Consider the following 7,915-nt stretch of genomic DNA (forward strand, 5'->3'; position numbering starts at 1 on the left):
CGCGGCCGAGGCCCCCATCGTCGCGTCCGTGGCCGAAGGGGAGCCGCCGGGCGCGAGTCGGCTGCGACTGGTGCTGAGTTCGGCGCACTCGCTCAAGGCGATCCTCGGCCGGCAGGACGCATCCCCAGATGTGCCCGCGCTCCGCGCCGAGGTTGACCGCGCCTGGTCGCTGACGCATCAAGGCAACTACGCCGATTTGGCCGAGCTGCTCGAAGGGCTCGTTCCTCGGCTGGAGTCGGCCACCCGCTCGGTGTCGGAGGCCGAGCGTCCCGAACTCTTCCGGCTGCTCGCGGTCATGTATCACACGTGCAGTGGAGCGCTCGCGAACCTGGGAGAGCCGGAGGCGGCCTGGATCGCCGTTGACCGCTCCGTGGTCGCCGCCGAGCGAGCCGGTGACCCCCTGCTGATGGCGGCCGGTGAGTTCCGGCTCTCGATCGTCTTCCTCGGTGCGCGTCACTTCGAGCAGGCGGCTCAGGCGTCGGGGAGTGCGGCTGACGCCTTGCAGCCCCTGGCGGAGTCCGGGCAGATCGAGGCGGTGGCGCTGCGGGGTGCGCTGACGTTGCAACGGGCGGTCGCCGCCGCTCGGCTGAACCTGGCCGATGAGGCGTACAACTTCCTCCGCGATGCCCGCGCCATGGCCGAGCAGGTCGGTGATGGGCGCAACGACTACAACACCGAATTCGGGCCCACCAACGTCGGCTTGCACGAGGTGTCGGTCGCGGTCGACCTCGGAGACGCCGGCGTCGCCCTTCGGGCCGCGCAGGCAGTCGACGCGTCGGGACTGTCCGCTGAACGGCAGACGCGATTTCAGATCGATGTGGCCAGGGCGTACGCCCAGCGGCGCCAGGTTGCTGACGCCGTATCGGCGCTGCTGAAAGCGCGGGAACAGTCGCCCGAGATGGTGCGGTCCTTGCCGATGGTCAAGCAGCTCGTGGCTGATCTTCTGACCATGAGCCAGCCCCCGTCCGAGGAGCTGCGAGCCCTCGCAGGAGAGTTGGGCGTACACGAAGTACGGACTGGTACCTGAAGTACTAGACAGTACTTGGAGTGCGGGTTACTGTGGTTGGCGTCGGCACGCCCCTTCGCGTCCAGCGGAGTTGGCGTGCGGGCATGCGAACGGCCGGAGCAGGAAGGCAGACCTGCGCCGGTGCGTGAGTGAAAGGGCCACAGAAAGCAGATGTGGCCTGAGCGGGAGGCAGCCCACTCAGGCCGGGTGCGTCTTTGGCATCAACGCTCTCGGAGCGTATCGCGCCCAGTCGGTATGAGGTCAACCTCCCGTTGCGTAGTCATTCATCACTGAATGCACCGTGCCTACGGTGCGACGCAAGGGAGAGCAGTTCTGTGCGTGTAATCCGTGTGGAGACGTCGGCGGCGACCATCCTGCTCACCGAGGCTCCGGAGCCCAAGGTGCGCGACCGGCAGACCGGTGAGATCGCCAAGGATGCGAACACCGGTGAGGCGCTGATGACCATCGGCGTCGTCTACATCGAGGACGGCGAGTCCTCGCTCATCAAGGTCACCGTTCCCGAGAGCGGCATTACCGAGGGACTGTCCCTCGGCTCCCCGGTCTCGCTGGTGGGCCTGGTGGCTCGGCCGTGGGAGACCGTTTTCAACGGCCAGCAGCGTCACGGCATCGCCTACCGGGCGGCTGCGGTCGCGCCGGCCGCCTTCCCGGCAGCAGTCGGGGCCTCCGCCTGATGTCGGACTGGACGACGCTGCTGGAAGTGGGTGGCCCCTTCGCCGCACTTAGCGGTGGGGCCGCCTACACCCGGACTCGTCATCCGGGCATCTACTGGTCCACGGTCGGACTGCCGTTATCGACGGCCCGACTCCTGGGCTCGTACGGCTCCGTCATGGAGGCGTGCGGGCTGACGGTGCAGCCGTCCAGGCTGCGGGCCCTTGCCGTGAAGGCAACGACTCGACGTGAGGTTCGGCCCGTGCCTCCGCGCCGAGGCATCATCCGGCCCACGTCGACGGGCCTGCGGCTCCGGCTGCGGCTGGCTCCCGGCCAGGAACCGGCGGACGTCGCCGCCTCGGCGGAGCGACTACGGCACGCCTGGGGCGTCCACGCCGTGTACGTGCGGGACGTCAAGCCGGGTGTCGTGGAACTCCGGCTCGTCGGCTTCGACGTCCTGCGGAAGGTGCGGATGCCTCGACGGAGCGGCGGTGGACTTCTCCGGGTGCCGGTGGCCTTGAGGGAGGATGCGACCGCGTTCGTCCGCGATTACCGCGCCATTCCCCACCAACTCACCCTCGGCGCCACCTTGTCCGGGAAGTCCATGTACCTACGGCACCTGGTGGCCGGACTCGCCCCTCAGCCGGTCGCTCTGGTCGGTATCGACTGCAAGCGCGGTGTCGAGCTGACGCCGTTCGCCGCCCGGCTCTCCGCGCTGGCAACCGACCCCGAGCAGGCGGCCGAGCTGCTGCCCGTGCTGGTCAAGGAGATGGAAGACCGGTACGACCTGGTCAAAGCCCGGCAGGGCATCGCACCGAACACCCCGGATGAGGAGATCACCTCCGACATCTGGGGCCTGCCCGACAGCGAACGTCCCGTGCCGATCGTGCTGTTCGTGGACGAGGTTGCCGAACTCTTCCTCGTCGCCACGAAGAAGGATGAAGAGCGGCGGGACGAGATGGTTACCCAGCTCATCCGGCTCGCTCAGCTCGGCCGCGCGGCCGGCATCTATCTGGAGGTCTGCGGGCAGCGCTTCGGCGCCGAACTGGGCAAGGGCGCAACCATGCTCCGCGCCCAGCTCACAGGCCGTGTGTGCCACCGCGTCAACGACGAAGCCTCCGCGAAGATGGCTCTCGGTGACATCGCTCCCGAAGCGGTCATGGCCGCCTGCTCCATCGCCCCGGAACGGCCCGGCCTGGCCGTGGCAGGTGACACCTCCGGCGGCTGGTCCCGCATCCGCACGCCGTACCTCTCCCTCGCCGATGCTGCCCAGGTCTGTCGGGCGTCGGCACACCTGGTCCCCGCCGTGCCTGCGCTGAGCCGCTTCCGGCCCTACGCCCCCGTGCAGCAGGTCGGGACAGCCTCACCGGTTGTCCGTCCGCATCCGGCGACGGACTGACCCACTTCCCCCCGGCCGGCGTGACCATCTCGCGCCGTGTCCCTACCCCGGCACGTCCGAAATCGGAAGGAGCCGCATCATGCGCGCCCAACTGGCCCGCGTGGACGCGGTGCTCGTTCAGGCGCTCATTGCCGCCGCCCTGTCCTTCGCCCACCTGCATGACGTCGCTTCGGCGGCCGGGCAAGACGGGTGGAAGGCGTGGGCCTACCCCGTCTCCGTCGATCTGCTCCTGGTCGCTGCCTGGCGTCGACTGGGTTCCGGCGTCGCGAAGACGGCGGCCTGGTGCTGGTTCGTCATCGCCCTCACTGCGTCCCTGGGCGCCAACGTCGCCACCGCCGGCCTCCTTGATCTCGGCGACGTCCCGGCCTGGCTGCGCATCCTCGTCGCGGGCTGGCCTGCGGTCGCCTTCCTCGGGGGAACACTCCTCGCGCACTCGGCACCCAAGACAGCCGCTGATGCCGAGGACCAGGACGGCGAGCCCGTCATCGAGGCACAACCGGAACTCCCACCCGTACCGGTACCGGCCGCCCTCGTCGCCCACGCTCGCAAGATCGCTGCCGAACACCGTGCCCGGACCGGGGCGGTCATCGACACCTCAACTCTCCGAGCCCGGCTCGGCGTCCCGGCGCCGCTGGCCGAGGCCATCGCCGCACAGCTCTGAAAGGAGCCTCCATGCCCGCCAACCCGCGCTTCCGCAACGTCGTCCGCATAGGTCCCGTCCAGGTCGGCACGTACTACGACGGCCGGGGCCGCGAGAAGCACACCGCAGCCTGCACGGCCCCGCGCTGCGGCTTCTCGACCGACTACGACAGCCGTGCCGCCGCCGAACTGGCCGCTCGCACCCACCGCTGCGCCGCCCGCTGAGGAGACCCCTGTGACCGTCTCGCTCCCGCTCGTCTTCGCCCTGGGAGTCATCGCCTGGGCCGCGATCAAGTTCCTCGGTGTCCGCCTCTGGGTCGCCGTCGTGATCGCACTGTTCGGCTTCTGGCTCTCCCACACCTTCCTCGCCCCCGCCATCGAGTCCGGCACCCGCTCCGGGGTCGACGTCGTCAACGGCACCCACAAGTGACAAGGAAGTCCGCCATGCTCCGCCCCAAGCTCCCTGACGTCCCGACCCTGCCGGCCACGACCGTCACGCCTCAGCAGAACCAAGCTCCGGCCCGCTACGCCAGCCGCCCCCTGACCCCCTACGTGGGCGTGGTCGCCACCGTGGTCGTCGTCGGGATCGTCCTCACCGCGCTCCTGGCCGCGGTCGCCGTCTCGGCCGTGTCCGTGGCCATCGCCGCCGTCGTCCTGCGCTCCCTCATGAGCAACGCGTACAAGCGCTGACCGGCCTCCGGGGCGACAACAAGCCGCCAAGCATCCCGTCGCCCCGGGGCCGCTCCTTCCCGACCGTCTCAACAGCCGAAAGGAAGTCCCATCATTACCCGGCAGACTCCGCCCCCGCTGGCGGAACTCTCCATGCTGGCCTCGCTGGGCACCATGCCGGAGCTGGCCCGACAACTTTCCGGCCTGGGTGGCTGCACCAACCCGGTACGCTTGGACGGCCACCGCACCGAGTACCAGGTCGACACCACGACCGGTGAGATCGGCCGCGTCCTGCACCACCTCGACTCCGGCACCCTGCCCGCCGGCCAGCTCCTGGTCCGCTGCAACAACCGCCGCGCCACCCGCTGCGCGGCCTGCGCCGAGACCTATCGCCGCGACACCTTCCACCTGATCACCGCAGGTCTCCGGGGCGGCAAGGGCACACCGGAACAGGTCGGCACACACCCGCGTGTCTTCGCCACCTTCACCGCCCCTGGCTTCGGGCCGGTTCACAACCGCCCCTCCGGCGGACGTGACTGCCGCTGCGGCATCCGGCACGACGAAGCGGATCCTGCCCTGGGCTCGCCCCTCGACCCGGACACCTACGACTACGAAGCGGCCGTGCTCTGGAACGCACACGCCGGAGCCCTGTGGCGGCGCTTCTCGATCTACCTCCGCCGCGAGGTCGCCAAGCGCGCTGGACTCACCCAACGCGATTTCTGCGAGCATGCCCGGATCTCGTTCGCCAAGGTCGCCGAGTACCAGAAGCGGGGCGCCGTCCACTTCCACGCGGTCATCCGCCTAGACGGCCCAGAAGGCGGCCACACACCTCCGCCGGCCTGGGCCACCACCGAGCTGCTGACGGACGCCATCCGCGCCGCTTCCGCTGCCGCACGCGTCGACGGCCCGGAGAGCGATGGCCGGTCACACTCGTTCGTCTTCGGCCGCCAACTCGACGTCCGCCCGATCCGCTCCGCCGACTTCAACGACGGCCAGGAGCTGACCGAGCGAGCCGTGGCGGCATACATCGCCAAGTACGCCACCAAGGGCGCCGAGACCGCGACCGGCACCGTTGACCGGCCGATCAGGTTCCTCGCCGAACTGGCCCAAGCCCGCATCACCGAACACGCCCGACGCCTGATCCGTACCGCCTGGACCCTCGGCGCACGGCCTGAGCTGGCAGACCTCCGGCTCCGTGCCTGGGCTCACATGCTTGGCTTCCGCGGCCACTTTTCCACCAAGTCCCGCCGCTACTCCACCACCCTCGGCGCCCTCCGCGACGCCCGCGCCGAATGGCGCCGCGCCCAGACGGCTCCGGCCGTCCCGCAGGACGGCGAAACCACCCTCGTCCTCGCCCACTGGGTCTTCGCCGGCACCGGCCTCAGCGCCGCCGAGACCTGGCTGACCGCCTCACTCGAACCCGCCCCCGGAACAGAAGGAGAACCCACGCATGCGTGACGACGAGCTGCTGACCGTGGCCGAGGTCATGGCTCGACTGAAGGTCGGGCGTTCGACGGTCTACGACCTGATCCGCACCCGGCGTCTGCCCTCCGTGTCCATCGGGCGGTGTCGGCGCATCCCCGCCTCCGCACTCGGAGAGTTCATTGCCGGGCAGATGGAGCGTGCTGCCTGATGACCAAGCGGCGGAGTCGCGGTGACGGCGGTCTGCACTGGGACGAGAAGAGACAGCGGTGGATCGCCACGGCGAACCTCGGCTTTGATCCCAGTGGCAAGCGGATCGTGAAGCGGGGGAGCGGCAAGACCAAGACGGAGGCGAAGAACAAGCTCAAGGAGGTGCTGCGGGACCACGAAGACGGCCTTGCCATCGCACCCACCAACTACACGGTCAAGGACGCCGTGACGGACTGGCTGGCGTACGGCTTGGCCGGTCTCGACCCCAGCACCGTGGAAACCGTGACGCTCCTGAGCGAGAAGCACGTGATCCCCTCGCTCGGCGCCCGCAAGCTGCGCGAGCTGAGTGCGGAGGACGTAGATCGCTGGCTGGCCACCAAGGCGAAGACGCTCAGCACGCGCACGCTCCAGGGAATCCACTCCTGTCTCAACCGTGCAGTCAAGCGGGCCATGGCGCGGGACAAGGTGAAGCGCAACGTCGTCGAGCTGTGCTCGGTGCCCCAGGGGCAGGCGGGGCGCCCGTCGAAGGCGCTCACCTTCGCTCAGGCCGAGGCTGTGCTCAAGGGCGCCGAGGGGACCTCGATGTACGCGTACATCGTCGTCGCCCTGCTGACCGGGGCCCGCACCGAGGAACTGCGGGCCCTCACCTGGGACCACGTCTTCCTGAAGGGCCGGCCGGACCTCGACCCGCCGCAGCCTCCGCACATCGCGGTCTGGCGGTCGGTCCGGAGGAGCGGGGACACGAAGACCCGGAAGTCCCGGCGCACGCTCGCCCTGCCGGCGCGCTGCGTGGACGCTCTCTGGCAGCAGTTCGAGGATCAGGGATGGGATCGGCTCGCCGCCGATGAGGAGTGGGAGGAACACGGCCTCGTCTTCTCCTCGGCCGTGGGCAAGCCTCTCGATGCCGCCAACGTCCGCCGTGCCTTCCGCCAGGCGCTCAAGGGCATCGACGGGATCAACGCCGACGAGTGGACGCCGAGGGAGCTGCGGCACAGCTTCGTGTCTTTGCTCTCCGACCGGGGTGTGCCACTAGAGGAGATCTCGCGGCTCGTCGGGCACTCGGGTACGGCCGTGACAGAGGAGGTCTACCGGAAGCAGATCCGGCCCGTGATCCAGACGGGTGCGGTAGTCATGGACAGGATCTTTGAGACCGACCACTGACGTGAGTCGGAGTCGCTACGCTCTGCGCTCCACAGCGTGCACTCACGGCACAGCCCAGGGGGGACCATGCCACGTGACCTGGACGGCTACATGTTGCCGGACCTACCCGACGGACCCGAGCGGCGTCGTACGACTTGGCGCCCTGAGGGCTTCGACCTGCATCACCGAGCGTGGGGGGAGGGGGAATGCCAGTGCCCATGTCGGCTGGCGCACCCGCACTACCTTGTTGAGGACTGCGAGGACACCGCAAAGACCGTCGCGATGGTGGGTGTCGGCACAGCTGGCATGAGCCAGCACATCCTGCAGCTATGTGCTGTTTGTTCCGCAGCCCAATTGCATGGACGTTGGCGTGAGGCCAGGTGGGAGCGCGATGGGTGGCGGTTCGCATGCGAGGGCATCGGCAAGTTCGCAGTCGTGGTGGCTGTGATCGGCACCTTCGTTGGTGCACCGCTGGGCTACAAGAGTGCTGGGTTGTGGCTGGGGGCTGGTGTCGGCATTGCTGCGGCATACACCGCCTATGAGCGATGGCAGTACCGGAGGAAGATGTCTCGCTGAGGCTGATCACTGCGGCGGCGTACACGGATTTCGTGTCGAGTGCCATGAGCGGTTCGCGGAGCTTAGTCACGCAGTTAGACACGCAGCAAAGCCAGAGGGCCCTCACCGAATCGGTAAGGGCCCTCTGACCTGCTACTTGGCTGTCGGGGTGGCGGGATTTGAACCCACGACCTCTTCGTCCCGAA

At 68.9% G+C, this 7,915-nt stretch carries 10 protein-coding genes; all 10 read left to right on the top strand.

The window, feature by feature from the left end; translation table 11 throughout:
- A partial coding sequence (locus tag ACZ7DL_RS38475) for a helix-turn-helix domain-containing protein (RefSeq protein WP_470781650.1) occupies window positions 1-1,027 on the top strand: 1,027 nt, incomplete at its 5' end.
- A gap of 314 nt (window positions 1,028-1,341) precedes the next feature.
- A complete protein-coding gene (locus ACZ7DL_RS38480; protein WP_356341287.1) occupies window positions 1,342-1,698 on the top strand; it encodes an SCO3933 family regulatory protein in 357 nt (118 codons plus the stop codon).
- Window positions 1,698-3,074, top strand: a complete 1,377-nt coding sequence (locus tag ACZ7DL_RS38485; RefSeq protein WP_470781652.1) for an FtsK/SpoIIIE domain-containing protein — start codon at window positions 1,698-1,700, stop codon at window positions 3,072-3,074. Before ACZ7DL_RS38480 ends, ACZ7DL_RS38485 begins: the two co-directional genes overlap by 1 nt.
- A gap of 79 nt (window positions 3,075-3,153) precedes the next feature.
- On the top strand, window positions 3,154-3,735 hold the full coding sequence (locus ACZ7DL_RS38490) for a DUF2637 domain-containing protein (RefSeq protein WP_470781653.1): 582 nt from the start codon (window positions 3,154-3,156) through the stop codon (window positions 3,733-3,735).
- Between the two features lie 11 nt (window positions 3,736-3,746).
- Entirely contained in the window at window positions 3,747-3,938 is a 192-nt protein-coding gene (locus tag ACZ7DL_RS38495) for a mobile element transfer protein (protein WP_053708302.1), read from the top strand.
- 10 nt (window positions 3,939-3,948) lie between these two features.
- A complete protein-coding gene (locus ACZ7DL_RS38500) occupies window positions 3,949-4,143 on the top strand; it encodes a hypothetical protein (RefSeq protein ID WP_470781655.1) in 195 nt (64 codons plus the stop codon).
- 14 nt (window positions 4,144-4,157) lie between these two features.
- Window positions 4,158-4,403: a SpdD protein gene (locus ACZ7DL_RS38505; protein ID WP_470781657.1), complete on the top strand. Its 246-nt coding sequence runs from the start codon at window positions 4,158-4,160 to the stop codon at window positions 4,401-4,403.
- Window positions 4,404-4,535: 132 nt separating this feature from the next.
- Window positions 4,536-5,840: a replication initiator gene (locus ACZ7DL_RS38510; protein ID WP_470781658.1), complete on the top strand. Its 1,305-nt coding sequence runs from the start codon at window positions 4,536-4,538 to the stop codon at window positions 5,838-5,840.
- Window positions 5,833-6,015 (top strand): helix-turn-helix domain-containing protein, encoded by a 183-nt coding sequence (locus ACZ7DL_RS38515; protein WP_468610881.1) that lies wholly within the window; start codon window positions 5,833-5,835, stop codon window positions 6,013-6,015. Before ACZ7DL_RS38510 ends, ACZ7DL_RS38515 begins: the two co-directional genes overlap by 8 nt.
- Window positions 6,015-7,175: a site-specific integrase gene (locus ACZ7DL_RS38520; protein ID WP_470781660.1), complete on the top strand. Its 1,161-nt coding sequence runs from the start codon at window positions 6,015-6,017 to the stop codon at window positions 7,173-7,175. Before ACZ7DL_RS38515 ends, ACZ7DL_RS38520 begins: the two co-directional genes overlap by 1 nt.
- Window positions 7,176-7,915 lie beyond the last annotated feature (740 nt).

It is taken from the genome of Streptomyces sp. NPDC036984 (assembly GCF_055607665.1).